At 54.5% G+C, this 246-nt stretch carries 1 protein-coding gene; it reads left to right on the top strand.

Annotated elements, in window-relative coordinates; all coding sequences use genetic code 11:
• On the top strand, positions 1-246 hold a 246-nt coding region (locus tag ACRHNM_RS17740), incomplete at both ends, for a RagB/SusD family nutrient uptake outer membrane protein (RefSeq protein ID WP_431137963.1).

Below are 246 nucleotides of genomic sequence, written 5' to 3'. Positions count from 1 at the left end.
ATTATTGGATGTACAATTCCCTGTGGCAAATCCATTACCGGGATATCGTCAACATGAACAATGCCATGGATCAGATCCTCCAGTACCGCGAATTCGCGGACCCGTCCGACTACGACCTGGCGGACCAGTACGTAGCCGAAACCAAGGTGTTGCGCGGCTGGCTCCACTTTAACCTGGCCCGGGTTTGGGGGGACGTATTCATCATTGAAACCGCCCAGCCCACAAAGGAGATTGAGAAGGGCGTCG

The sequence above is a fragment of the Psychroserpens mesophilus genome (assembly GCF_050617655.1).
Classification (GTDB): Bacteria; Bacteroidota; Bacteroidia; order Flavobacteriales; family Flavobacteriaceae; genus Psychroserpens; species Psychroserpens mesophilus_A.
Note: the sequence above shows the minus strand (reverse complement) of the source record. Positions and strands in the feature narration are given on the sequence as shown.